This is a genomic window from Thermoactinomyces daqus (genome assembly GCF_000763315.1).
Lineage (GTDB): Bacteria > Bacillota > Bacilli > Thermoactinomycetales > Thermoactinomycetaceae > Thermoactinomyces_A > Thermoactinomyces_A daqus.
Window position 1 is genome coordinate 77418 of record NZ_JPST01000036.1, and the last position, 23618, is coordinate 101035.

At 47.4% G+C, this 23618-nt stretch carries 22 protein-coding genes; 7 read left to right on the top strand and 15 right to left on the bottom strand.

Annotated features, from left to right (window positions below; all coding sequences use genetic code 11):
• Nucleotides 1-191 precede the first annotated feature (191 nt).
• Nucleotides 192-329: a hypothetical protein gene (locus JG50_RS20235; protein WP_160173898.1), complete on the bottom strand. Its 138-nt coding sequence runs from the start codon at nt 327-329 to the stop codon at nt 192-194.
• A 24-nt stretch (nt 330-353) separates the two neighbouring features.
• Complete coding sequence (locus JG50_RS0114915) at nt 354-1619, bottom strand: tetratricopeptide repeat protein (RefSeq protein WP_033101905.1); 1266 nt, start codon at nt 1617-1619, stop codon at nt 354-356.
• Between the two features lie 365 nt (nt 1620-1984).
• On the opposite strand from JG50_RS0114915, the gene JG50_RS0114920 reads away from it, so the two are divergent.
• Nucleotides 1985-2206: a hypothetical protein gene (locus JG50_RS0114920; protein ID WP_033101906.1), complete on the top strand. Its 222-nt coding sequence runs from the start codon at nt 1985-1987 to the stop codon at nt 2204-2206.
• A gap of 23 nt (nt 2207-2229) precedes the next feature.
• Nucleotides 2230-3768, top strand: coding sequence for a recombinase family protein (locus JG50_RS0114925; protein WP_033101907.1), 1539 nt, complete (start codon nt 2230-2232; stop codon nt 3766-3768).
• Between the two features lie 304 nt (nt 3769-4072).
• Here JG50_RS0114925 and JG50_RS0114930 read toward each other — a convergent pair whose 3' ends face one another.
• Nucleotides 4073-4963 (bottom strand): Tm-1-like ATP-binding domain-containing protein, encoded by an 891-nt coding sequence (locus JG50_RS0114930; RefSeq protein ID WP_235281701.1) that lies wholly within the window; start codon nt 4961-4963, stop codon nt 4073-4075.
• A 258-nt stretch (nt 4964-5221) separates the two neighbouring features.
• Here JG50_RS0114930 and JG50_RS0114935 point away from each other — a divergent pair, with 258 nt between their 5' ends.
• The gene (locus tag JG50_RS0114935; RefSeq protein WP_033101908.1) at nt 5222-6220 is read left to right on the top strand and encodes a phosphotransferase; all 999 of its coding nucleotides are present in this window, start codon (nt 5222-5224) and stop codon (nt 6218-6220) included.
• Between the two features lie 210 nt (nt 6221-6430).
• Here JG50_RS0114935 and lipB read toward each other — a convergent pair whose 3' ends face one another.
• From lipB to JG50_RS0114980, 9 genes are all read right to left on the bottom strand, one after another.
• Nucleotides 6431-7096, bottom strand: a complete 666-nt coding sequence (gene lipB, locus JG50_RS0114940; protein ID WP_232330876.1) for a lipoyl(octanoyl) transferase LipB — start codon at nt 7094-7096, stop codon at nt 6431-6433.
• 93 nt (nt 7097-7189) lie between these two features.
• A complete protein-coding gene (locus JG50_RS0114945; protein ID WP_033101910.1) occupies nt 7190-8479 on the bottom strand; it encodes a dihydrolipoamide acetyltransferase family protein in 1290 nt (429 codons plus the stop codon).
• Between the two features lie 21 nt (nt 8480-8500).
• Nucleotides 8501-9484, bottom strand: a complete 984-nt coding sequence (locus tag JG50_RS0114950; RefSeq protein ID WP_033101911.1) for an alpha-ketoacid dehydrogenase subunit beta — start codon at nt 9482-9484, stop codon at nt 8501-8503.
• A gap of 21 nt (nt 9485-9505) precedes the next feature.
• On the bottom strand, nt 9506-10495 hold the full coding sequence (locus tag JG50_RS0114955; RefSeq protein WP_033101912.1) for a thiamine pyrophosphate-dependent dehydrogenase E1 component subunit alpha: 990 nt from the start codon (nt 10493-10495) through the stop codon (nt 9506-9508).
• A 20-nt stretch (nt 10496-10515) separates the two neighbouring features.
• Entirely contained in the window at nt 10516-11940 is a 1425-nt protein-coding gene (gene lpdA, locus JG50_RS0114960; protein ID WP_033101913.1) for a dihydrolipoyl dehydrogenase, read from the bottom strand.
• Nucleotides 11924-13039 (bottom strand): butyrate kinase, encoded by a 1116-nt coding sequence (buk, locus tag JG50_RS0114965; RefSeq protein WP_152568601.1) that lies wholly within the window; start codon nt 13037-13039, stop codon nt 11924-11926. Before buk ends, lpdA begins: the two co-directional genes overlap by 17 nt.
• Before the next feature lie 126 nt (nt 13040-13165).
• Nucleotides 13166-14266 carry a Leu/Phe/Val dehydrogenase gene (locus JG50_RS0114970; RefSeq protein WP_033101914.1) on the bottom strand — a complete coding sequence of 367 codons (1101 nt, stop codon included), beginning with the start codon at nt 14264-14266 and terminating at the stop codon, nt 13166-13168.
• A gap of 18 nt (nt 14267-14284) precedes the next feature.
• Nucleotides 14285-15193: a phosphate butyryltransferase gene (gene yqiS / locus JG50_RS0114975; protein WP_033101915.1), complete on the bottom strand. Its 909-nt coding sequence runs from the start codon at nt 15191-15193 to the stop codon at nt 14285-14287.
• A 218-nt stretch (nt 15194-15411) separates the two neighbouring features.
• A complete protein-coding gene (locus tag JG50_RS0114980; RefSeq protein ID WP_033101916.1) occupies nt 15412-17469 on the bottom strand; it encodes a sigma-54 interaction domain-containing protein in 2058 nt (685 codons plus the stop codon).
• Nucleotides 17470-17560: 91 nt separating this feature from the next.
• Between JG50_RS0114980 and JG50_RS0114985 the strand changes: the two genes are divergently transcribed.
• The 3 genes from JG50_RS0114985 (at nt 17561) to JG50_RS0114995 (ending at nt 19243) form a co-directional block, all read left to right on the top strand.
• Nucleotides 17561-17872 carry a DUF2627 domain-containing protein gene (locus JG50_RS0114985; protein WP_232330877.1) on the top strand — a complete coding sequence of 104 codons (312 nt, stop codon included), beginning with the start codon at nt 17561-17563 and terminating at the stop codon, nt 17870-17872.
• 142 nt (nt 17873-18014) lie between these two features.
• Nucleotides 18015-18989, top strand: coding sequence for a superoxide dismutase (locus tag JG50_RS19475; protein ID WP_232330878.1), 975 nt, complete (start codon nt 18015-18017; stop codon nt 18987-18989).
• A 20-nt stretch (nt 18990-19009) separates the two neighbouring features.
• Entirely contained in the window at nt 19010-19243 is a 234-nt protein-coding gene (locus JG50_RS0114995) for a hypothetical protein (protein ID WP_052154381.1), read from the top strand.
• A gap of 76 nt (nt 19244-19319) precedes the next feature.
• On the opposite strand, the gene spo0A is transcribed toward JG50_RS0114995, so the two are convergent.
• Nucleotides 19320-20111, bottom strand: a complete 792-nt coding sequence (spo0A, locus tag JG50_RS0115000; protein ID WP_033101918.1) for a sporulation transcription factor Spo0A — start codon at nt 20109-20111, stop codon at nt 19320-19322.
• Nucleotides 20112-20142: 31 nt separating this feature from the next.
• Entirely contained in the window at nt 20143-20559 is a 417-nt protein-coding gene (locus JG50_RS20240; RefSeq protein ID WP_160173899.1) for a hypothetical protein, read from the bottom strand.
• A 152-nt stretch (nt 20560-20711) separates the two neighbouring features.
• Between JG50_RS20240 and gltP the strand changes: the two genes are divergently transcribed.
• Nucleotides 20712-21983, top strand: a complete 1272-nt coding sequence (gltP, locus tag JG50_RS0115010; RefSeq protein ID WP_033101920.1) for a glutamate/aspartate:proton symporter GltP — start codon at nt 20712-20714, stop codon at nt 21981-21983.
• 108 nt (nt 21984-22091) lie between these two features.
• Here the strand turns inward: gltP and spoIVB are convergent, their stop codons facing one another.
• A complete protein-coding gene (gene spoIVB, locus JG50_RS0115015) occupies nt 22092-23459 on the bottom strand; it encodes a SpoIVB peptidase (RefSeq protein WP_052154382.1) in 1368 nt (455 codons plus the stop codon).
• Between the last annotated feature and the right edge of the window lie 159 nt (nt 23460-23618).

Here is a 23618-nt window from a genome sequence, read left to right on the forward strand (position 1 = left end):
ATTGTTACAAGTTCATTTCAAAGTTCAAATCAAAGTTCAAACGGTTGAACTATAAATAAATAAATACTATAAATAAAAAAAGAACTATAAATAAAAAGATTCAGCATATAAATACTATCGTATTTATATGCTGGACGTTATTTCAATATTTTGCTTTTTCACTAAGACTTATCTATGCAGAGAAGGATTAATTAACAACACCAAGGTTCACCCATCTGTGCAGATTCAAAAGCATAATGATCCTGTGTTAATATGGTTTGTCCGTCTTCTGCGTTTACAATAAAAACTGAAAGTAATAAAACAAACATCACAATCAACGCATTTTTCATAATCCAGCACCTTCCCTTTTATCATCATGTTTGACTTAACTTAAAAAATGTGTTCAGATACTCAAAGTATTTCGGTTCGTTCTCTTGTAAACAACTAAGAAGCAACGTAACAATGTTTTGTGCCGCTTCCTTGGCTCCGAATTTTTCTGCAATCTTAACACCTTTTTCCAAAATTGAAACCGCTTGTTTCATCTTTCCTTTTCTAATCCACAACCTCCCCTGCAGACAATACGTTTCTAAGATTCGTGGGCCAACATGATCAATTGAAAATGCATGATTGATATATTCTTGCACTTGATCCAACTGATCTTGCTTGAGTTTAAGATATCCAAGTCGGTTATAAATCGTGGTCAAAAGTTTTTGATCAACCTTACCTTCCAGTTTCAATGCTTTTTTGTAAGCTCTTTCTGCCGTGTCAAAATCTCCTTTTTCCTCGTAAACTTTCCCCAAAACTTCCCAAAGTTCAACCGACCGGTCAAATTTTTGTTCCTTGGCTGCAATTTTCAGGCCGGCAATTGCAGAACAAATTGCTTTATCATATTTTTTCCGCTCAAGCTCATTTCTTGCCTTACACTCAAACACAAGGCATGTGATGTGTGCGTTTTGAATTTGATGATGGTTCTGAATCAATTCTTCCAATTCTTCATAGGAATTTCGCAAAAGCAAAACCTTAAAGCTAAGAAGGCCATAATAAACATCCATGCGTGATGATCCTTTAAAGGATTTAATTCCCTCTTCAATTTCCATTAATGCAGATGGAATATCATTGTTTGCATAATAATAGTTGGCCAATAGGTTATGTGCTGCACTTTTTAGATTTTCTGAATTGGCCTCTTCCGATTCAATAACCTTTGTTGCTGCAGCCTTTGCTTTTTCTAATTGTCCCAAATAGAAAAATGCTTTTGCTTTCAGGAACGTGATCCATGCTTTTTCTTTTGAATAAACTTCTGCATAAACTTCAAGTTGTTCTAACCGTTCGATATCTTCCTTTAAGGATTGTTTTAAATCAATGCTGACCTCAGCAATTTCAAGTCGGGTTCTTAGCTCATCAGGTTCTTCTAATCTAATGATTTGATAAACTTCCTCAACGGTGAATCCGAACAGTGAACAATATTTTTCATATGCTTCAATGGCTTTTTCAATTTTCTTTGGACCATCCCCCTTTTCTAATCTACACAGTGTTGTGATGGATTGCTCTCCCTTCATTGCCAAATATTCAAGTGAATAACCTTCTTCATTCCGCTTTTTCTCCAGGAACTTTCCGATCTTTTTAAAATCGTACTTATTCAAGATGTCCCCTTCTTTCCCTATGTTATCACGTAATTCCAGCAAATGTGATTTATGAAATATTTCATGTTTTGGTGCGGAATTTTTCAAACCAAATGCCGTTTCAAATCAACATGCAATTATTTATTCGTTTGTTTTGTCCATTTTTTGTCCGATGTCCGTGAAAATACTCCTAGTTTTTACGATTATTTTCTTATTTTCTGATTTGACTTTACCTAAATTTTACATCAAAAATTTGATTTGTATTTTTTTTCTGACTAAAATTAAATCACTAATGAATGAAGTTGCTCGTTCAAATTCCCCCTAAACAATCGTGTCAACCTCGTGTTCTGGTTTCCTACTATAAAAATAGAAAGAGGGAATGTGTAATGCCAAAAAAAGCATTCACTTGTAAGGAACACAAAGGCAATGCTGATTTTGTAGAACTTGCAGTTGATGCAGTTGTTCAATATGTAAATGACCAAATTGAACAAAATGTTTTGGTTGCTAATGATGTAAAGATTGAATCTTCTAGAAAACTTAAATTTAAAAATCACATTGCTAAATTTGACACAGAATCGAAAATTTTCTACAATAAGAAAGGAATGTGAATTTTTGTTTTGGGGGAATTTAATTGGAGACTCGCAGCCTAGATGAAAAGGAACCTATTTGTGCAGTATATGCACGCGTTTCAGTTGAACGAAATAGCGAATCAGTCGAACACCAAGTTTCATTACTTAGGGAATTTGTCAGATCAAAAGGACTAGGTGTCATTCCAGATGAATTTATATATGAAGATGTTGTTTCCGCTTCAAAATACAGTATCTGGGAAAGGCCGGCAATGAAACGACTTTTGGAAGACGCAAAAGATGGAAAGTTTTCTATTCTTTTATTTAAGGGTATTTCCCGATCTGTTCGTGATACGCAGGAAGCACTTGAAATCCTTGAACGATTCAAACAAAAAGGAATTCGTGTAATCTCATTCGAGGAAAATTACGATAGTTCCCGTGAAGATTCCAAATTTATATTTGGCATTCATGCACTTTTGGCCGAACAGGAATCAGAAAAAATTTCTGTTCGGGTTAAACTTGGAATGAAGGAAAAGGTGAAAAAAGGTGAATGGGCAGGATTGTCACCATTCGGCTATCGAGTAAAAGACAAAAAATTGGTGGTCGATCCAGAAGAAGCTGAAATTGTTAAGAAAATATTTGATATGTACGTGGACGAGAATGTTGGAACGTCAACAATTGCAGTTCACCTGAATGAGCACGGATATAGAACTCGAAATGGAAGGCCTTGGTCCAGGAAAACCGTTAGGGACATGTTGAAAAATGAAGTTTATATTGGTCGGATTACGTATAATAAAAAGTCACTAAAACGAATAAGAGATTTTGACAGTGAAACCCAAAAGAAAAAGTGGGTACGAATTCCTAATAGTCAAGATGATTGGGTTATTGTAGAGAATAGCCACGATGCTATTATTGATAAGAAAAAATTTGAAAAGGCACAAATAATGCTTGCTGAAAGAAGCAGAAATTTAGAACCATCCAATGTTATATTTCCGCTAGCTGGAATCCTAAAATGTAAAAAATGCAAGAAATCAATCGTAGGTCTGACTTCAAAAGCTAAGGGGAAAACTTATAGATATTATTGCTGCAATACTTACCTCAGATTTGGACGTTCCTTTTGTAGTCAGCCAAATATAAATGCAGAAAAGATCGAAGCGTATATTTTGGAATTATTAGCAGAAAAGCTAAAGACAATCCAGGATCAAATTGTGCTTGGAAAAAATATTGGAGTGGTTAAACCCAACACAAAGGATATTGAAAAGAAATTAAAACAAGTTGAAGCTCAGATTGAAAAGGTAAACCGTGATACTTCAGAACTTTATTTTGAACGTGACAACATGGAGCCACTTCAATATCAATTCATTATGCAACAGCTACGTGAAAAAGCCAAATCACTAAATGAAGAAAAGGAGCAGTTACTATCAAAACTCCAAATTTCAGAGGAATCAGAGGAAATGATGAAAGAAGTAGAGAGTCATCTAACTGAATTTTTCAACCTCGACATATCGGAACCTAGGAAAGTTAGGAAAGTCCTTCGCCATTTTATTGAAGTCATTTGGCTTGATGATAAACATCTTGATATTCATTACAAATTCGATTTTTAATCAGTTCCAAGAACCTAGAAAGTCTAGGTTCTTTTTTTTATTGCTTATATCCGTTTTCTAAGATTTTTTGATTACGTAACTAGTTTTATTTAATTATGTAACCTGAAATATTCATTAGCAATTCCAAGATATACGCATCTAATCTTTCCAAATGGCCATATATTGAATTTGTTTTACTCTTTATGACTATATATACTGATGTTACGTAACACAAAAACAAACGAACATTCGCCAAACACTCTATAGCCTAGAATGATGTATCAGAAAATTAGATCGGGCATATACTGTAATATCTACTTTTTAATCATGTAACATCGGGTACGGTGGACATCCCCCAAAAATTGACCATATCCAGACATCCCGGGGCAATCACCTGCGGCAATCCCCATTTCGCGGCTGCACTCATGCGATTGGGACCGGCTGACAAAACACCACCCGCCAGTTCATCGGCCAGCTCGGTTGGCGTTACTTCAAGCACCCCGGAAATATAGCCTCTTTCAATCAAGGATTCCATCGTTTTGCCCCCGGTGCCAGTGGCATGAAACACCAACACTTCATAATCTTTTTCATCCAAATATTTTTTGCATTGATTGACCAAGGTTGTCGTATTGCCAAACATGGAAGCCGTAATCAACGGTTTTGATTCTATAGGCGGGACTTGAGCTTCCAACATGCCGACAATGGCGCCGACAGCATTGGCGTAAATGCGCGCACTGATGCGATTCACACCCGATACATCCAAGATGGAAGGAATCATGACGATATCACTGATCCCCACATAAGGCTGGGTATCCCCTGACGCCACCGTACTCACCATGACTTTGGGAACTCCGATCGGCAATGCCCGCAGTCCAGACGTTCCGATCATCGTTCCATTGGAACCTCCCATGGAAAAACCGGCATCAACCAGTCCTTCCTGATAAAGCTCCTGCATCACGATGGCAATCCCTTTCGTCATAATCGTCATCGCGAGCGATTTATCGGCGATTCGGCGAAGCTCGCTCAAAGCGACACCGCCTGCTTTGGCCACTCTTTCCGCCGAAATGTCAGGTTCAAATAAAGGATCCCCAAGCACTCCGGTATTGACCATCAGCGCCCGGTGTCCCTTTTTTTCAATTTCCGCCTTGATAAAAGCATAGTCATCTCCCTTGGTATCAAACGCACCGATGACTGCAATCGTTTTACTCACACTCACTTTGCCCCTCCTCACATTTTTAAATTGATAAAAAAAGATTTATCTACTATATTTGCTTCCATTTCTACTAAATCATTTCCTTCTAAACAATTAAAAAATTGTTTTCGCGACAATCCGGCACCGGGGCATAATTGCCTCCGCTCATCCGTAGGTATATAGAAGCATATTCTTTCTCAGGAAAACATTCATATCCTTTTCGATACCATCCGACCCACCATGCACAATTTCGGGTCATGTTTGGCAAAAGAGGTGTCTTCGATGCGAGTAAAAGCCGATGTTCATATCAGTCCCGAAGAGGTAACCAGAATCATTGAAACCCGATACGGACTCAAAGTCCATTCGTTAACCAAAGTGCGTGCCGTGTACAAAGCCAAAACGTCCCATGGCGTCTACGGTTTTAAAAATGCCGAGGAATTGCCCGACCTCCCCTTTATTATTTCTTGTTTAAATTGCATCAGGAAAAATGGCTTTCGGCGCATGCCCAGCTTTCTTCCTTCCATCGAAGGTGATTGGCTCGTCGATGATCACGGCGAAACTTATTTCATGGAGGAGTGGCACGATTTAACCGAAGTCCCCCCAGACAGTTATCCGTATTGGATAAAAATCGCAGGCACACTGGCTGAATTTCATGAAGCATCGCGGGGAATCCCCCACGGTGACCACAACGAACGGGAATATCTAGGAAGAAGACATCAATACCTGCGAAAGATGCTCGAAAAATTGCGAAACTGGCGCCAGTCATGCCGCGATCACCGGCAGGCGGCCCTGCTCGATTTTGCTTTAACCCGCGCGAAACTGGCATACCATCTCATCCAAGATGTTCCGGAAAGGGTGATGCCGGAGCATGCCGTCTGGTGTCACGGCGGTCTGCAGCACCGCAACATCATGATCGACCGCAAGCGGCAGATCTGGCTGATTGATTTTGAAACGCTCACCTACATGGAACGGGTGGCTGACCTGGCCCAATTTGTCCAATACCACGGATATGCCTACAACTGGCCCCCTTCCGCCATTTGGCGTTTTCTTTCCGCCTATGAAAAAAGAGCTTCCAAACCGCTCGATCCTGATGAATGGAAAATGTTTTTTTCCTATCTCCTCTTCCCCAAACGCTTGGGCAGCAGGTTCCAGCGTTACTATGGAAAGCGCTCCCCGGATCAGAAGGACTGGGAAAAATGCACAAACACGGTCACCAAAGAGTTCCTCAAGGAAACATTTCTCCAGCAGATCCGGCCGATGCTGGAAAGAAGGGGATTTTGAAAGCGAACCACCTTTGCCTCTCTGCAGGGGATGAGCATAATAATGGAAAACAGCACCAGTGAGAAACGGAGCCGAAGGAAGACTGAGCCAACCCCCGCTCAAGATCCCTGATCCGGAAAAGGCGAGGTAAAAGGTGGCCCCGCTCTCCTGCCAGCCATTCCATAAAACAAGTGGAGGGGATCATGAGAGATCCGCTCCACTCTTTTTTGATTAAACCGGCTGCCCCGCCTTCCATCCGAAGACTTCCTCCGTGCTTTTCACGATTTGCTCCATCACTTCTTCCATATCCACTTCTCTGCCTAACAGCTCTTTCATCGAAGTAACCCCGTATTCCTGGATTCCGCACGGAACGATCAGATTAAAATAGCGCAAATCGGTGTTCACATTCAGGGCAAAGCCGTGATTGGTGATATATCCCCGTTTTTGCCGTCCACGGTTAAACTTCACCCCGATCGCGGCAATTTTTACGTCTCCCACCCAGACACCTGTGTAGGGGGCTTTTCGTCCGCCCTGAATATCAAAGTGTTTCAGCGCACGAATGATAACCTCTTCCAAATCCCGCAAATAACCGTGGGAGTCGTTGCCGCGCTCTCCCAAGTGAAAAATGGGATAGCCGACCAATTGGCCGGGACCATGATAGGTTACGTCACCGCCGCGGTCAATCTCCACAACCTGAATCCCCTGTGCTTCATAATATTCTTTTGAAAAGAGCAGATTTTCCTGGTGAAAACCGCGTCCCAACGTAAATGTATGGGGATGCTCAAGCAACAAGAGCTGATTCTCCGCCTGCCCTTGATCGATTTTCCGAACCCATTCCTTTTGTTTGTCCCAGGTTTCCATATAAGGAACCAGACCGAGACGCTGTACTTGAAACATAGACATCCACCTTTCCAAGCGGAAAAGGCACCGCGTCGGGTGCCTCCATATGATTGTTGCAATCTTCTTCTATTCTACCAGAGCAGCGGCGTATTAAATTTCTGAATTGGGCCCGTAAGCTTCCAGACGCTCTTTGACCCGTTTCAGGAAGCGGCCGGCCATCAACCCGTCGAGAATACGATGGTCCAGCGACAGGCAGATATTCATCATATCGCGAACGGCAATCATTTGATTGGTGACAACCGGTCGTTTGACAATGGATTCAAAGGAAAGGATCGCCGCTTGCGGGTGATTGATGATCGGTGCGGATAATACCGAGCCGAATGAACCGGTGTTGTTTACGGTAAACGTTCCACCCTGCATATCTTTCAAATCCAGTTTACCCGCACGCGTTTTTTCCGCGAGCTGGCTGACGGCCCGTGCCAAGCCGAGGATGCTTTTCTCATCGGCATCATGAATGACGGGTACATACAAGGCATCATCAGTGGCCACGGCGATGGAGATATTGATCCGCTTCTTCAAGATAATTTTATCTCCGCCCCAAACTGAGTTGAGATAAGGGAATTCCTTGAGCGAATCAACCACCGCCTTGATGAAGAACGGCATAAAGGTAAGGTTGACCCCTTCCCGTTTTTTGAAATCCTCTTTGAGGCGGTTACGCAATTCCACCAGGCCGGTTACGTCCACTTCCATCATCGTCCAGGCGTGCGGCGCTTCGTGTTTGCTCTGCACCATCCGCTGGGCGATGGTCCGCCTTACTGCGGTCACGGGGATTTCGATATCTCCGTTTTCCAGCGGAACGCCGGCGGCTTCAGCAACAGGTGCCGGCTGTTTGGGTTGTGCAGGTTCCGGTTTTGTCTCTTCTCTTGGAGCAGCCGATTTTTCGGCAGCAACCGGTTGCTCGGCAGCGGCGGGAACTCCCTGTTCGATCGCGCGCAGAATGTCTTTGCGGGTAATCCGTCCGCCCCGTCCGGTTCCCGAGATCCGGGTCAGATCGATATTATGTTCGTTCGCCAGCTTCAAGACGGCAGGAGAATAGCGCTGTTTCATCGATGTTTCTTCCTGAGCCGGCACTTCTGCTTTGGCCGATGCTTTTTCTTCTTTTGCCGCTTCCGCTTTTGGCTCTTCCTCAGCGGCGGCGGTACCGGCTTCCTGAATGCGGCAAATCAGATCCCCGACGGAAACCGTCGTTCCTTCCTCAACCACGAGCTCCACGATCGTCCCTTCAATCGTGGACGGAACTTCTGCATTTACCTTGTCCGTGGAAACTTCACAAATCGGTTCATATTTGGACACCGGATCTCCCGGTTTTTTTAGCCATTTTGCGATGGTACCCTCTGTCACACTTTCTCCGAGCTGCGGCATCAAAATATCGGTTGCCATAAGGAACCTCCTCGTCTCATTCTAAAATTCCGCCAGTTCGCGAATCGCATTGGCGATTTTTTCAGGATTGAGCATAAATTCCTTTTCCATCGTCGGGCTGTAAGGCATCGCCGGCACATCGGGACCGCACAGACGCTGAACGGGTGCATCCAGTTCAAAGAAAGCTTCCTGAGCAATCAGTGCCGCCACTTCCCCACCGACGCCGCCGGTCAGATTGTCTTCATGCACGATCAGCACTTTGCCCGTTTTGGCTGCTGCTTCAATAATCGCTTCTTTGTCCAAAGGCAAAATGGTGCGCAAGTCAAGGACGTGAACACTGATTCCCTCTTTTTCCAGCATTTCTGCTGCCTGGAGCGCGAAATGGAGCGTCAGTCCATAGGAGATGACCGTGACATCATCCCCTTCGCGCTTCACATCTGCCTTGCCGATCGGCAGCGTATAATCCTCGACGGGAACCTCGCCCTTAATCAGTCGGTAACAGCGCTTATGTTCAAAAAAGAGGACCGGGTCTTCATCGCGAATCGCTGCTTTAAGCAGACCTTTTACATCATAGGGAGTCGACGGCATGACGATTTTCAGGCCGGGAACTCCGTTGAACATTTTTTCCACACTTTGCGAATGGTACAAGGCCCCGTGCACGCCGCCTCCGTATGGTGCGCGAATGACCAGCGGACAGGTCCAATCACCATTGGAACGGTAACGTATTTTCGCCGCTTCGCTGACAATCTGGTTAACTGCCGGCATAATAAAATCGGCAAACTGAATCTCCGCCACCGGACGTTTTCCGTAAGCTGCGGCACCGATAGAGACGCCGACAATGGCCGATTCAGTCAGAGGAGTATCCAGAACCCGCTCCGGACCAAACTCTTCATAAAGTCCGGCAGTCGCCCTGAATACGCCGCCGCGAACACCTACATCCTCACCCAGCACAAACACGCGGGAATCCCGTTTCATTTCTTCCTGCAACGCCTGGGTTACCGCATCGATATACGAAATGACTGGCATCTTGAACTCTCTCCTCCCGTCTTAAGCATACACATGCTTGTAAGTATCTTTCGGATCAGGGTAAGCCGCTTTTTCGGCATATTCGGTCGCCTCGTCCACTTCTTTGGCAATCGACTTGGTGAGCTCTTGCTCACTTTCTTCGGTCAAAATTCCGTGTTCGGCCAAATAGTTTCTGAAAACGAGAATCGAGTCTTTCTTTTTCTCCTCTTCCACCTCTTCCCGCGTGCGATAACTGCGGTCATCATCATCGCTGGAGTGGGGAACAAGCCGGTAGGAAACCGCTTCGATCAGTGTCGGCCCTTCGCCTTTCCGTCCGCGCTCGACCGCTTCTTTTACCGCTTGGTATACAGCGAGCGGGTTGTTTCCGTCCACTTTGACTCCGGGGAACCCATAACCTTGGGCGCGCTTCCAGACTTCCCCGCCGGCAACTTGTTTGGCCAGAGGCACGGAAATCGCATATTTGTTGTTCTCCACCATAAAAATCACCGGAAGCTTGTGGACACCGGCGAAGTTGCATGCTTCATGCCAGTCACCCTGGTTGCTGGAACCTTCACCGCATGAGGTTAAGACCACGTGATCCGCTCCGTCCAGCCTTCCTGCATAGGCAATTCCGACCGCATGGAGAACTTGGGTCGTTACCGGACTGGAACCTGTCAAAATGCGATATCGTTTATCCCCGTAATGCCCGGGCATCTGGCGTCCGCCGCTGTTCGGGTCTCCCGCTTTGGCAAATGCGGACAGCATCTGATCTTTTGCTGTTTGGCCAAATACCAGTACCATTCCCAAATCGCGATAGTACGGGCACAGCCAGTCTTTGTTCCGGTCCAAGGCAAAGGCCGCTCCCACCTGAATCGCTTCCTGCCCCTGACAGGAGATCACAAAGGGGATTTTTCCCGCGCGGTTCAAAAGCCACATCCGTTCGTCTATTTTGCGCGCCAACAACATATAGCGGTACATTTCCAAGACCTGTTCATCCGTCAAACCCAGTTCCCGATGGTTTAACTCGCTCATCCGTTTTTCGCTCCTTTCAGTTAACCGTGAATTGGTTTGCCATCCACCGCCAAAGCGGCCTCTCCGTACACTTCCGACAACGTCGGGTGTGCATGGATCGCATGAGAGATTTCCCAGGCAGTGGCATCCAACACTTTGGCCAGTCCCGCTTCGGAGATGAGTTCTGTCGCATGGGGACCGATAATATGAACTCCCAACAAATCATCCGTCTCCCGGTCGGAAATGATTTTGATAAATCCATCCACTTCGCCCTGGACGAGGGATTTGCCGATTGCGCGGAAGGGGAATTTCCCCACTTTCAACTCATATCCTTTTTCCTTCGCCTGCGCTTCCGTCAAGCCGATGCTGCCGACTTCCGGACGGCTGTAGGTACACCGCGGCACCTGAGTGGGATCAATCGGATGCACGTCCAGTCCGGCCATGTATTCCACGGCCAAAATCCCTTCATGGGAAGCCACATGGGCCAACTGATAACCACCCACCACATCCCCGATGGCATAAATATGTTTTTCCGCCGTCTGCATGAATTCGTTAACGGCAATGACGCCTTTTTCCACCTGGATCGATGTATTGGCAAGGCCGATATCGTCGATATTCGCCTGTCTGCCCACGGATACCAGGACGCGTTCGGCAGAAAGAGAAATCGTTTCCGATCCTTGTTCTGCCTGCAAGGTTACCCGGCCGTCAGCGATATCCGCGGTTTCACCGAGCACTTTGACCCCTGTTAGAACTTTGACTTTTCTCTTTTTCAAAATGCGTGTCATCTCTTTGCTGACATCTTCATCTTCAAAGGGCAAAATCCGGTCGGCGTATTCGACAACGGTCACTTCCACGCCGAAATCGCTCAGCATCGAGGCCCATTCAATGCCGATGACACCCCCGCCGATGATGAGAATCGATTGCGGAAGATCTTCCATGGCCAAAGCATGGTCGGAATTCATGATCGCTTTTCCATCCACTTCGAGCCCGGGGAGCGAACGCGGCCGGGACCCGGTGGCAATCAGTACATATTGCGGCACAAGCATGTCCGGTTCGCTGCCGTCTTTTTTCTCCACGGAAATTGTCCCGGGCAGTGGCGAAAAGATCGACGGTCCCAAAATGCGCCCGGTTCCTTCATACACGTCCACTTTATTTTTCTTTAACAGACCCTGTACCCCTTTATGGAGCTGATCGATCACCTTTTGTTTCCGTTTCTGCACAAGCCCGAAGTCCAGTTCGACGCCGGCAACATGAATGCCGAACTCTTTGCTGTTATTCATATTGTGGTACAATTCAGCGCTTCGCAAAAGAGTTTTGCTGGGTATGCATCCTTTATGTAAGCACACCCCGCCCACCTTTTCCTTTTCGACAACGGCCACTTTCATCCCCAATTGGGCAGCGCGAACTGCGGCGACATAACCGCCGGGCCCTGCTCCCAAGATCACCAGATCATAATTTTCCGCCATGGACCATCTCCGCTCCTTTTTCCACAAATGGGTAGATTTTGGCTTCTTCTTCTCCGCGTATAACTCGAAGCGCTCCTTCAACCAGTGCCTGCAATTCATTTTCACCAGGAACCACATAGACCGGCGCGATCCAATCAATCCGCTCTCTGATCAAATGGATAAAGTATTCGCTGTAGGCAAGTCCACCTGTCAAAATAATGCCATCCAGTTTTCCGTATAAGACGGTTGAACAGGAACCGATCTCTTTGGCAACCTGATAAGCCATTGCCTCATAAATGAGCTTTGCTTTCTCATCTCCCTCGGCGATCATTTTTTCAACCTCACGGGCGTCGGATGTACCCAGGTACCCCATCAGTCCGCCGCGGCCCACGATCATCCGCATGATTTCACCGGAAAAATATTTGCCCGAAAAACTGAGCGCAACCAAGTCGCCCACCGGAATGGTTCCGGCCCGTTCCGGAGAAAAAGGTCCTTCTCCGTTCAATCCGTTATTCACATCAATCACACGGCCGTGCCTGTGAGCGCCAACCGTAATCCCGCCTCCCATATGAACGACGATTACATTGACATCTTCGTAACGTTTGCCCATTTTTTTGGCGATCCGGCGAGCAACCGCTTTCTGATTCAGCGCATGGAAAATGCTTTTGCGCTCAATTTGCGGAATGCCGGAGATCCGGGCGATCGGTTCCATCTCGTCGACGACAACCGGATCGACGATAAAGGCGGGTATGCCCAACCGACCCGCGATTTCCTCGGCGATGATCGCACCGAGATTGGAGGCATGAACTCCATATTCCCCGGATCGAAGATCATCAATCATCGCTTGATTAACACGATAAGTCCCCCCTGGAATGGGTCGCAATAACCCACCCCGGGCGACAACGGCATCCAGACGGTTGAGGTTCATGCCTTCCCGATCAAGCGTATCCAAAATCACTTGCTTGCGAAAAGGGTATTGGTCAAATAACTCCTTAAATCCTGCTATTTGTTTCGGGTCATGTCTGAGCGTCTCTACGAGAATCGGTTTCTCGTCAACGAAAACACCGATTTTGGTTGATGTCGATCCCGGGTTGATTGCAAGAACCCGTTTCGGTTCCACCTTAAACACTCCGTTTCTGTTTACACCATTTTCTGTGAAAGTGTGTTGGTCGGGGGTGGCACCTCGCAACCTCCATGGCCGTAAGGCACCATCCCCTCTCAGTTTTGCTCAGGCTTTCACTCCGGATTAACGTCCGTTCAAGTTGAGGATGCTGTACTCGTTTTGCAAAAAGGTACTGCGTGTTTTGCGCATGGTTTCGATGCGCTCTTCCGCCATGCGGTCTGCCGCCTGATAGCTCGGAATTCCATCCCGGCGGGCAATCTCAAACACCTTCAGAATGTTGTCATAAATCGTTTCCACTTTTTTCATGGCCCGGTCACGATTGTACCCCAGAAGTTCATCGGCCACGTTGATGACACCGCCGGCATTGATCACATAATCCGGTGCATAGACAATGCCTTTTTGCTCCAGCATGTCGCCATGGCGCTCTTCCTTCAACTGGTTATTCGCCGAACCGGCCACCACTTTGCATTTCAGGCGTTCAATCGTTTCATCGTTGATGATCGCACCGAGCGCGCACGGGGCAAAGATATCGCATTCCACGTCGTAGATTTTGTCCGGGCTAACCGCTTCAGCGCCGAACTCCTGAACGGCACGGTCGACGTTCGCCTTGTTGATATCGGTTACAATTAATTTTGCACCTTCTTCGTGCAGATGTTTGCACAAGCTGTAAGCAACGTGGCCCACACCCTGAACAGCCACCACTTTGCCTTTGAGCGAATCGTCTCCGAAAGCCTCTTTTGAAGCCGCTTTCATTCCGCGATATACCCCATATGCCGTTACCGGAGACGGATTTCCGCTCGAGCCGAACGCAGGCGAAATACCTGTAACAAACCGGGTTTCCATCCGGATGGTATCCATATCCTCAACCGTCGTCCCCACATCTTCCGCCGTGATGTAACGTCCGTTCAGCCCTTGAATGTAACGTCCTAGGGCGCGGAACAACGCTTCGCTTTTATCTTTTTTCGGATCACCGATCACCACGGTTTTCCCGCCGCCGAGGTTGAGCCCGGCAGCCGCGTTTTTATAGGTCATTCCACGGGCAAGGCGCAGGGCGTCTTCAATCGCATCATCCTCAGAGTCGTAGGTCCACATCCGGGTCCCGCCCAGCGCAGGACCCAGAGTCGTGTCGTGGATGCAGATGATGGCTTTCAGTCCGGAAGCTTCATCATGACATAATACGAGTTGTTCATAATCGTATTTGCCCATGTACTCAAAAATTTTCATCGAGAGTTCCTCCTAACCTCACTTTTGGTTTGCCGCTTGCAACACCGCCAATGCGATGGAATACAGCTTTGCTTCAGGAGAATCCGCACGGGATGTCAAAACAACCGGTGCTGCGGCTCCAAGCACAAGCGCGCCGATTTTGGCTTTGGCAAAATAGACCATTGATTTGTAGAGGATGTTTCCGGCTTCAATATCCGGCACAAACAACACATCGGCCTTGCCGGCTACCGGGCTCACAATCCCTTTGTGCTCGGCTGCCTCCACGGAAACCGCGTTGTCCAGGGCGAAGGGGCCATCGATTACCGCACCTTTCAGCTGACCGCGCCGATTCATCTGCGCCAGCGCTGCTGCATCAAGCGTCGGCGGCATATTGGGGTTCACGACCTCAACCGCACCAAGGACAGCGATTTTGGGCTCCATATTTTCAAGCGAATGACAATAGGCGATGATGTTTTGCGCGATTTGTGCTTTCTCCGGCAATGCCGGTGCCACATTCAAGGCGGGATCGGTCACGTGGATGAGCCGGTCATACCCCGGTACTTCAAAAGTGGCAACATGGCTCAACACTCTTCCCGTCCGCAATCCTTTTTCCTTGTTGAGGATGGCACGCAAAAAGTCGGCCGTTTGAATCATCCCCTTCATCACCACATCCGCTTTCCCATCGCGGACTGCGGCCACGGCAAGCTGTGCCGCTTCCTGCACGGTATTAGCATGGCCGATTTTCGAAGAGTCAATGTTAAGGCCGATTTTTTTGCTCAGAGCCTCAATTTTTTCCTGATCCCCAAACAAGAGGAAATCGGCGATTCCATGTTCGATGGCATTCCGAACTGCTTCGAGAACGTCTTCATCCGCCGCTGCGGCCACGGCGACAGTGACAGGTGGCAAAGCTTCTGCTTTTTTTACTACTTCAGCAAATGTTCTAATCATCCTACACACCTCGTTATTCCGACCAAGTTATTTTTTTAACTAGCACTAGTTTTCGCAGACTGATCAGTCACGATACCCTATATGCAAAAGTAATGCCAAGCGATTAAAAAAACGGATAAGCCTTGAAAATCAGCATGTAACTGGCTGAATGAGATTTTTTTCGTTTTGCAGACAATTGCAGACTGTATGCAAAATATTGCAGGCAAAAGAATTCATTTCTACAATAAACCGTATCGCTCCAATTTGTAGTACAAACTTCGCACGGAAATGCCCAATTTGCGCGCTGCTTCTGTTTTGTTTCGCCCGCAAGCGAGGTAAATGCTCCCGATATACTCCTTCTCCACCTCACTCAACCGCTCTTTCAAAGTTTGGATTCCTTCGCTCTCCTGATGTTTCTCCGGATGATCGGGGAATGTCAGCTTCGTCAGATTCAAGGGGGGGAGATGCCGTTTTTTCATCACTTTCTCATTAAAAGCCATATTAATCATGGCCCTTCCCAAAACATTTTCCAACTCCCGCACATTGCCCGGCCAGGAATAATCCGAAAGCGTCTGAATCGCCTCCTGGTCGATTGACTCAACATTCCGCCCGTACTCTTGGTTAAACTTTTTAATCAGATGAAGGGAAAGTTCATATAAATCTTCTTTCCGCATGCGCAATGGAGCGATATGAATGGGCAGCACATTTAACCGATAGTACAAATCTTCCCGAAAGCGTTTCTCCTGGATCGCCTTCTCCAGGGACATATTGGTAGCGGCAATCACCCGGACATCAATCGGAATAGATTTGGTTCCGCCGACGCGGGTCACTTCTTTTTCCTGAAGAACGCGAAGCAATTTCGCCTGGGTATTTGGCTTCAGCTCACCGATTTCATCCAAAAAAATGGTTCCCCCGCTCGCTTCTTCAAACAACCCTTTTTTTCCGCCCCGCTTCGCTCCGGTAAATGCTCCTTCTTCATAACCGAACAATTCGCTTTCCAACAAGCTTTCCGAAAGGGCAGCACAATTGACGCGCACAAACTGGCTGTATTTCCGGTCGCTCGCATTATGGATGGCATGGGCGAACAACTCTTTTCCCGTCCCCGATTCCCCACGCAGCAAAACGGTTGCCCGCGTCTTGGCAGCCTGTTTTGCCTGGTCAAGGGAGACTTTCATCGCTTCACTGCTCCCGATAATATCCGCAAAAGTATACTTGGCCTCCAGCGTGCGGATAATGCGTCTGGCCCGTTCCAGATCCCGGTTCAATTGTTTGATCTCCGATACGTCGTGGAGAATTCCGACACTCCCTTTCAATTCCCCGCCAATAATGATCGGTGCCACATTGACGACCACCTCTTTATTATGAGGCCCCACTTTCATGTGTACTCCGCGCACCGGTTGCTTGGTGGTCAGCACCTTCATATGCATGCTCTCCCCTTCGGAGATATCGGTTTCAGCCGGTTTGCCGATCACCTGATCAGGTTCAAGACCGGTCAATCTCGTGTAGGCAGGATTGATCAAAATCCCCAATCCGTTGGCATCCACCACGGAAATGGCATCATCGGAGGAGTCGATGATCGCCTGGAGCAAACTCTTCATGCTTTTCAGGTCCGTCACTTGCTGGGTCAGATTTTTAAGCTCGCTGATATCGCGAAAAACTGAAACTGCCCCCATCACCCGGCCATCCGCTCCTTTGACCGGAACGCGATTGGTCACCACCTCCATACCGCTGGGCAAAATGTGCTTGCGATTCAGCTCGGGCACTCCTGTTTGCAGTACATGATCCAATCTCGAATTTGGAATGATCTCCTTAATATGCCGTCCCAAAGCATTCCCGGTTTTTACTCCGGTCACGCGTTCCGCGGAAGCATTCATAAGCGTAATCTCTCCCCGCTGGTTCAAAGCGATCATACCGTCATGAGTCGAATTCAAAATGGCTTCCAGCTCTTTTTGTCTGCGCCGCCATGCATCAAACCAACGGTCTTTCTCCTCAACGAGGCGAACCATCAGGTGGGCGACAGCCCCGGAGATGAGCGTGGTTCCCGGCAGATCGCGTTCCGCCAGCTCCCGGAACACGTCGGGGTCACCCGTTACTTCGAGAATCACGTCCGGCTTTTTATGTAAAAACGGTTCCAGCTCTGAGCCTGTGGGAATCCCGAGCTTCTTCGCTTCGATCATGGCCGGGGCGTCGGAACGATGATCGATCACTCCGATGACCCGGACGAACTCAACTGCGGAAAAGGTTCTTAAAATTGCTTGTCCTCCTTTTCCCCCGCCTACGATTAGAATCGATTGCAATGAAGCCCCCTCCTTTTTCCATCCATTATGTTAACATACCCCTTTACGCCTGGAAGGGTGGTAATATTGGTAAAAATGAGGTACTATAGCCTTGAGAAACAGAAAGGACGGTTACACGGCCATGAAACCAGTCTACCAGCGCATTATCGCCATCATGATCATGTGCCTGCCCGGGGTCTTGGCGATCTATGGCTGGACTTTGATGCGCGATATCCTGTTTGATTCCTTTGCCGGCAAACCTTTTGCATGGTTCCCCTTTCTCGGCGGATTGATTGCCTTTCTCGCAGGAATCTTTGTCCTCGGCAGTTTTATTTTTTATCGCGATAAAAAACGTAACAAGATTCAGGCCAAATTACTGGGTAAGGAGAAAGATCTCCACTACAAGAACAAACCCGGCTTTTAACCACTCGTCATCCATGGCGGGTGGTTTTTCTTTTTCCCGGAAATCTGTCATTCCCGATTTGGATTCCATTTTCACCCTTTGCCCATGGTTCACATATCCTGTGAAAAAAAGAGCCCATCACAGGGGAGGGAACAAAAACCATATGCACCATTTCGAGCAAACTTGGCTGATCAATTGGATCCAACGCCCTCTTTTGTCAAGCATTCGTTTCTGTAAAAAATGGCTGGAAAAACAATTGCAAACCACAAACGATCCTGAAATCTCCTCCGCCATGCGACGTCTGCTCAACCAGCTGGAGCACAGCGAAAAAAAGGCATATCACCTTCATCCCTTTGCCCTGGATGAATGGTTTGACCGCGTGGCAGCTGCACTGAAGCAATGCGCCCATTGGCTTGATCTTTTGCCGGCCCAGCATAAACTGAGCACCTCCTCACATGAAGAGATGCTGAACCTCGAACCCGCCCGTTCCACCCACCGTTTTGCCGAACCGCGCGTTCCGATCGGCAAACATAAATTGCCGCCTCTCCCTTATCCCTATGATGCCCTGGAACCCTACATCGACGAACAAACGATGCGTCTGCATCATGACGAACATCACCAAAGCTATGTCAACGGTTTGAACCAGGCGGAAAAAATGATGGAACTCGCCCGACAGTCAGGAAATTTTGAACTGATTAAACATTGGGAGCGGGAAGCGGCTTTTCACGGGGCCGGCCATTATCTGCACACGATCTTTTGGGAAACGATGAATCCCCATGGCGGCGGAAGCCCGAGCGGCCCCTTGCTCAAGCAGATCGAACAGGATTTTGGCAGTTTTGAAGCCTTTAAAAAACATTTTTCTTTGGCGGCGGAAAAGGTTGAAGGGGGCGGGTGGGCTCTCTTGGTTTGGAGTCCCCGCGCCCATCGCCTGGAAATCCTGCAAGCGGAAAAACATCAAAACCTCTCTCAGCAGGACGTGATTCCGCTCTTGCCGCTGGATGTCTGGGAACACGCCTACTATTTGAAATATCCCAACCGACGCAAGGAGTACATCGAAGCCTGGTGGCACGTCGTTTACTGGCCACAGGTGCAGCAACGCTTCAAGGTGGCCCGCCAGGTTATCTGGCAGCCCTTTTAAACCACGGGAGGTGCGTGTACATGGGCAAAAAAAGAACCCGGGAAAAAGGTGTCAATCGCCCCGCAAAGCCGAGATACACCTGCATGTCCAATGTTTATCACCAAAAAGAGATCGCTCCGCTGGAAAAGAAGTACCGGCAGGCACTAAACGCCAAAAATTACGAAGTGGCGGATACATTGTTACGGGAACTGACCAAGGCGCAGGAAGAACACCGCCTCTGGCATCACCGCAAAGAAAAAGTAAGAATCAAATAGATGCTCAGTCCATAAAAACCCCCTTTTTTCTGAATGCCAGACGATCCAGAAAAAAGGGGGTTTTGCAGCGATTTGCTTAACCTGCCCGGTGCTCAATCCGCAATTTATCAGCCACCATGGCGATAAACTCACTATTGGTCGGCTTCGCTTTGCTCACATTGATCGTGTATCCGAACAGGTTGCGAATCGATTCCATGTTTCCGCGACTCCAGGCCACCTCAATCGCATGGCGAATCGCCCGTTCCACCCGGCTCGGCGTCGTATTGTACTTTTCGGCGATCCGCGGATACAGCGATTTGGTGATCGCCCCTAACAAATCGACCTCGTTATAGACCATTGAGATCGCTTCTCTCAAGTACAAATAACCCTTAATATGAGCCGGGACACCGATCTCATGGATCACATTGGTGATATTGGCGTCAAGGTTATTCGCTTTTGGTGCGTTGGATTTCGCTCCGGCTGCGCTTTTGACAAACGCGGATTCTGTCCCACCGATCCCTTTCATCTGCCGGATGCGATGGGTCAGCACATCCAAATCGAACGGTTTCAGTATGTAGTAGGACGCTCCCAGCTCAACTGCCCGCTGGGTGATATTTTCTTGGCCGAAAGCCGTCAGCATAATGATTTTGGGAGACGGTTCGAGATGAAGCTGCTGGATTTTCTCCAACACACCCAAACCGTCCAGGTGAGGCATAATAATATCCAATACGAGAACATCGGGGGTACTTCGCTGAAGCAAGTCAACCACTTCCCCGCCATGGTGTGCAACCCCGATGACCTCAATATCTTCCTGATTTGTCAAATGTTCTTTTAACAGTTCAGCAAATTCCCGATTATCATCTGCCAATATGACACGGATCTTGCTCAATTGAGACCCTCCTAATCGCCGCTTATCCAATCTACTTTTTTCCTTTCGACAAACAATCGAAACTTCCTGCAACTGACAGCCGGGCGGTCATCGAAAAAATTCCAGTTATTGTTATAACCCCGCCCCTTTTGATCCATACTTTACTTAAAAGGGGGGACAAGCATGCCAAAAGAAAGCCGAAGTCTTGAGCAGGAAAAAAAGGCGAATGACAAACCCGCAAAAAAACAGCCATACCAAGAGGAAACGGCTGCGGGGTTTGGCGATAAAAAAATGGAAGGCCCGAATCGCCCTTCAACATAAAAAAGCGCGGACAGGCATACCCGTGCATCAGCTTGATGACAAAGCGCCCATAAAGGTGTTCCGAATCCACAATTTCCTCTCCAAATTTGAAAAAGAGTTTTGCCGACAGTGTGCGAACAGGCATACATGTCTCCTTTTTTTGCTTCAAAATGTAAAAATATTCCCATTTATATTATTGTTGTTATAAAGATTGATTCATTTAATCAAATGTTTTATTATGGTATATGCTGAGTTTATTTACTTAGTTAAATATTTATTATTAAAATTTTTACTAATATTATTCATATGTGAGGTGGTTAAATGAAGAGGAAAAAAATCGCCTTGGCATGGCAAATCTTAATCGGCCTTATCTTAGGGATTGTTGTCGGTGCAGTTTTTTACGGTAATCCTTCGGTCGCCACATGGCTTCAACCCATCGGTGACATTTTCCTTCATCTGATCAAAATGATCGTGATCCCGATTGTGATCTCCAGCCTGATTGTCGGGGTGGCCGGCGTCGGCGACATAAAAAAACTGGGGAAACTGGGCGGTAAAACGATCCTTTATTTTGAGATCATCACCACACTTGCCATTATCGTCGGGTTATTCGTCGCCAACGCATTTCATCCCGGAACGGGCGTTAATATAAATACCTTGCACAAAACCGATATCGAACAATATGTACAAACGACACAGGATGTTGAAAAGCACAGCTTTATCGATACTTTTGTCAACATTGTTCCGACCAACCTGTTTACCTCGCTGGCAAACGGGGATATGTTGGCCATCATTTTCTTCTCGGTCATGTTCGGCCTCAGCATTGCCGCTGTCGGCGAAAAAGGAAAACCGGTTCTGAAGTTTTTCCAGGGAACGGCGGATGCCATGTTCTATATGACCAATGTCATTATGCGTTTTGCCCCGTTTGGCGTGTTTGCCCTGATCGGGGTGACGGTTTCCAAATTCGGCATCCAATCGCTGATCCCGCTCAGCAAATTGGTCGTCCTTGTTTATCTGACGATGATTTTCTTTATTATCGTCATCCTTGGGTTGGTTGCCCGTCTCATGGGAGTGAATATTTTCCACATTCTCCGGATCCTGAAAGAAGAACTGATTTTGGCTTATTCCACTTCCAGCTCGGAAACGGTTCTGCCTAAAATCATGGAGAAAATGGAAAGATTCGGCTGTCCCAAAGCAATTACTTCTTTCGTCATTCCAACCGGCTATTCGTTCAATCTGGATGGTTCCACCTTATATCAGGCAATCGCCGCCATTTTTATCGCGCAGATGTACGGTATCCATCTTTCCTGGTCTCAGCAGATCACATTGCTGTTAACCTTGATGGTAACCTCCAAGGGAATTGCCGGCGTACCCGGAGTTTCCTTCGTCGTCCTTTTGGCAACGCTCGGTTCGGTTGGGATTCCGGTAGAAGGACTCGCCTTTATCGCCGGGGTTGACCGCTTGATGGATATGGCGCGCACAGTCGTCAACGTCATCGGCAACTCTCTTGCCGCCATTGTCATGTCCAAATGGGAAAAACAATACGACCAAAACCGGGCCAAAGAATACCTCGAAGAACTGAAACAAGCGGCTTAAGGTTATCCATTCCAACAGACTGCAACCACGCGCAGTCTGTTTTTCTTTAAAACGAGTTTTATTTTAAACTTTTCCGATGCACGATGCCATCTCAAAAGCAAAAAAAAATTAACACGTTTGTGAATGTCGATAATCATTCTCAATTAAAAAAAGCGGGCTGTTCATAGCGCCCGCTTGCGAGTGTAACACTCCTGCATCTTGCAACATCCATTCAATAAAAGTACCGTAGCCTGACGTCGGATCGTTGACAAAAACATGCGTGACCGCCCCTGCCAATTTTCCGTTTTGGATAATCGGGCTGCCGCTCATACCCTGGACAATCCCTCCTGTTTTTTCCAGAAGCCGTGGATCGGTCACCTTAATGATCAATCCCTTTGTAGCGGGAAACTTCTGCCTCAGCACATGGACGATTTCAATGTCAAACTGCTCCACTTTTTGTCCGTCAACAACGGTCAGAATTTTAGCCGGCCCTTCCTTGACCTGTTCTGCCAAGGCCACTGGAATTTCCTGGTTGAGCAATCCCTTTTCCGGCAAGCGATCCATTTTTCCAAAAATACCGAAAGGCGTGTTTTTTTGGATATTCCCGATCACCTGGTCTTCCTGGAAGAATATCGCCCTTTTTTCGCCAGGTTCACCCGACTCCCCTTTTTGAATCGAAGTGACATTGGATTTAACGACTTTTCCATCCCCTACCCGGATCGGCTTTCCTGTATCCATATCCGTAATAACATGTCCGAGGGCACCATACACTTTATGTTCCGGATCATAGAACGTAAGTGTTCCCACACCGGCCGCCGAATCGCGTATATACATCCCCAACCGGTATACACGCTCTTTTTCGTCATACACTGGCTGGATCTCCACGGTCTTCTCTTTGCCATCGCGGAGCAGCGTAATATGCAGACTCTTTTTATCTTTTCCGGCCAGCTTTACCCATCTGGCGACATCGACCACTCTTTGCACCGGTTGTCCGTTAATCTTGAGGAGATAATCCCCAACCCGGATATCCGCTTTTTCCGCAGGCGACTTTGCGTCGGACTGCTTTGATTGTACAAGATGATGTCCAACCACCATGACCCCTTTTGAATGCAATTTGACCCCGATCGACTGACCACCCGGAATCACCTTGAGATTCGGATAGACATGGACAGCAAGGCTCCGAATCGGCACCGTTCCAAATAATTTCAGGGTGATCAGCGCGTGGCCGACGGCATGAGGCTTCAGTTGAAGCGGCCTGTGCAGATCAACGGGTACCCGCGCCCCGGTGGAACCATTCACCTCAATAATATCCGGATTGGAAATACAAGCAGTAGCAGAGACCGGCATCGTTAAATGCAATTTGCTCCATTGCCCCATAAAGAGCCTGAGCTCATGGGGAAATTCGGTGAATTGACGAAATGTCGGTGTAGTACTTCCCAACACGAGGAGAAGCACCAGGAGAAAACCCAGCCACTTTTGCTTACTCTGTTTGTGCAACCTCACCACTCTCCTGAGCTTCCCGCCTATCCCTTGCCGTCTCTAAAAATAAGTTAACCCAGGGCCTTCCCTTTTATGTTCTTCAAATGCTTCCACTATTGACAGCTTCCCACTGTCCCCTTCCTTCCGGTGCAAAACAAACGCGATCATGATTTGGTG

What these genes read in the sequence shown, in the direction of transcription:
- JG50_RS0114970 (WP_033101914.1), bottom strand. Translation starts at nt 14,266, where the DNA reads ATGAAAATTTTTGAGTACATGGGCAAATACGATTATGAACAACTCGTA.
- lpdA (WP_033101913.1), bottom strand. Translation starts at nt 11,940, where the DNA reads ATGGCGGAAAATTATGATCTGGTGATCTTGGGAGCAGGGCCCGGCGGT.
- JG50_RS0114935 (WP_033101908.1), top strand. Translation starts at nt 5,222, where the DNA reads ATGCGAGTAAAAGCCGATGTTCATATCAGTCCCGAAGAGGTAACCAGA.
- JG50_RS0114950 (WP_033101911.1), bottom strand. Translation starts at nt 9,484, where the DNA reads ATGCCAGTCATTTCGTATATCGATGCGGTAACCCAGGCGTTGCAGGAA.
- JG50_RS20235 (WP_160173898.1), bottom strand. Translation starts at nt 329, where the DNA reads ATGAAAAATGCGTTGATTGTGATGTTTGTTTTATTACTTTCAGTTTTT.
- JG50_RS0114955 (WP_033101912.1), bottom strand. Translation starts at nt 10,495, where the DNA reads ATGAGCGAGTTAAACCATCGGGAACTGGGTTTGACGGATGAACAGGTC.
- gltP (WP_033101920.1), top strand. Translation starts at nt 20,712, where the DNA reads ATGAAGAGGAAAAAAATCGCCTTGGCATGGCAAATCTTAATCGGCCTT.
- lipB (WP_232330876.1), bottom strand. Translation starts at nt 7,096, where the DNA reads ATGTTTCAAGTACAGCGTCTCGGTCTGGTTCCTTATATGGAAACCTGG.
- yqiS (WP_033101915.1), bottom strand. Translation starts at nt 15,193, where the DNA reads ATGATTAGAACATTTGCTGAAGTAGTAAAAAAAGCAGAAGCTTTGCCA.
- JG50_RS0114920 (WP_033101906.1), top strand. Translation starts at nt 1,985, where the DNA reads ATGCCAAAAAAAGCATTCACTTGTAAGGAACACAAAGGCAATGCTGAT.
- JG50_RS19475 (WP_232330878.1), top strand. Translation starts at nt 18,015, where the DNA reads ATGCACCATTTCGAGCAAACTTGGCTGATCAATTGGATCCAACGCCCT.
- JG50_RS0114945 (WP_033101910.1), bottom strand. Translation starts at nt 8,479, where the DNA reads ATGGCAACCGATATTTTGATGCCGCAGCTCGGAGAAAGTGTGACAGAG.
- JG50_RS0114995 (WP_052154381.1), top strand. Translation starts at nt 19,010, where the DNA reads ATGGGCAAAAAAAGAACCCGGGAAAAAGGTGTCAATCGCCCCGCAAAG.